The 1,603-nt window shown below is 44.2% G+C and carries 3 protein-coding genes; all 3 read right to left on the bottom strand.

Features of this window, described 5'->3' with window-relative positions; translation table 11 throughout:
* Window positions 1–496: 496 nt before the first annotated feature.
* Entirely contained in the window at window positions 497–721 is a 225-nt protein-coding gene (gene pptA / locus F9C28_RS19940; protein ID WP_199016970.1) for a tautomerase PptA, read from the bottom strand.
* A gap of 154 nt (window positions 722–875) precedes the next feature.
* Entirely contained in the window at window positions 876–1,154 is a 279-nt protein-coding gene (locus F9C28_RS19935; protein WP_199016969.1) for a YdgH/BhsA/McbA family protein, read from the bottom strand.
* A gap of 268 nt (window positions 1,155–1,422) precedes the next feature.
* A partial coding sequence (locus F9C28_RS20305) for a hypothetical protein (RefSeq protein ID WP_233149206.1) occupies window positions 1,423–1,603 on the bottom strand: 181 nt, incomplete at its 5' end.

Here is a 1,603-nt window from a genome sequence, read left to right as displayed (position 1 = left end):
TGACGAAAGCAGGTATGCCTGAAAGTGTGCGTATTGCCTGAAAACACAACCCGCTACGGGGGAGACTTACCCGAAATCTGATTTATTCAACAAAGCCTTGCCGTGAGCCAAAAAGGAATGCCGGGGAGGAGAAACGCCCGGCCACGCCACTTCATTTGCTGGTTATCAATTGCTTCCTGGCGAAACACGTGCTGCCTTCCTTATGATATTGGGCTACGGAATCTCCAAGTGTAATTATGAATTAATGAACCACAGGACAATAGCGGTATATTATTTAAATAACATGAGTTATGGTGCGGATAATATGTGTAGCAGCCCGCCATATAAAAACACCGAAAATCATAATGCTAAGTGTTATTAATTAAAGAATTATTACACAGTATTTTTTTTGGAATATTGTTATATGAATTAACGATAATAAATTGCCCGCGCGTGGGCACTGTGGGGGGAAGCCGAAACGCAATCCGGTGCCGGTATTTCGGCACCGGGAATAGGGCTACATCTGATAACCGGGTTTTTTGATTAAGTCCGGGCTGTCAATAATCTGGTCGTAGACACTGCTCTTCCAGTTATCTTTAGCAACCTCTGCCATGGTGACCGACAGCGATGTCTCTTTTGACTGAAAATGTTTTTGTATTACCGCGCACAGCTCGTCGGCAATAGCCTCTTTTTCTTCATGGCTTAATTCACGGGGAAAGTATTTAACATCAATATGGGGCATTGTTGTCTCCTGCTTGTTGTCGTAGAGGTCGTTTGCGGAGATTACTATACCTATTAGTGCGATGCAGAGGGAGGCGGATTGTGCGGTAGAACAAAAATGATACTGCGTAATAAAACAATAAGGGCGCCCTGCCAGGCGCCCTTACCTGAATCGATTATTTAAATACTTCTGCTACTGCGTCAAAGTTCGGACCGTGTTCACGGGCAGCGATAATGACATAGTATTTACCGCCTTTCTTATCAGCCAGGTCAGACAGTTTTTCATGCAGATCTGACGGAGAAGAAACCTGACCACCGCTGGAGCTTACAGACACATTGCCGATGTAAGTCAGTTTAAAATGATGCGCCTCGTCTTTTGAAATCAAGTCTGCCGCTGAAGCACTGAAAGCCGCCATAGATGCCACTAAAGCAGAGGAAATCAGAAGTTTTTTCATAATATGTATACCCGTTCCGTTTGATCAAGGAGTGTGCCTGATACAGACTTAGCCACACCACTAACGTTAACAAATGTCCCAACGTTATATTGCAGCTGGCTTGACTTGTTCACTGTATTTTTTGTTTTACCGGTCCCCATTTTTAACTCATGGAGATCCGATGTACTAAGCGTAGCGTAACTTTACAAAACAGGTAGTTATTTTTTTTGATGTAACGCACTTTTTGATAAGACTGTGACGCCAAACCTGTTCTTCACTTTTTTGTTACTCAGATATCCCCAATCGCCGCCTCCAGATAATCGAGGAAGTGGCGCACTGACGATAACAGCCCCCGCCTCGAAGGATATAACGCGGCTTTGTTGAATAAATCAGATTTCGGGTAAGTCTCCCCCGTAGCGGGTTGTGTTTTCAGGCAATACGCGGCTTTGTTGAATAAATCAGATTTCGGG

Origin of the sequence: Shimwellia pseudoproteus (assembly GCF_016415625.1) — a bacterium.
GTDB classification, from domain to species: domain Bacteria; phylum Pseudomonadota; class Gammaproteobacteria; order Enterobacterales; family Enterobacteriaceae; genus Shimwellia; species Shimwellia pseudoproteus.
The sequence above is the reverse complement of the archived record's forward strand: the minus strand, read 5'-3'. Positions and strand labels throughout refer to the sequence as shown.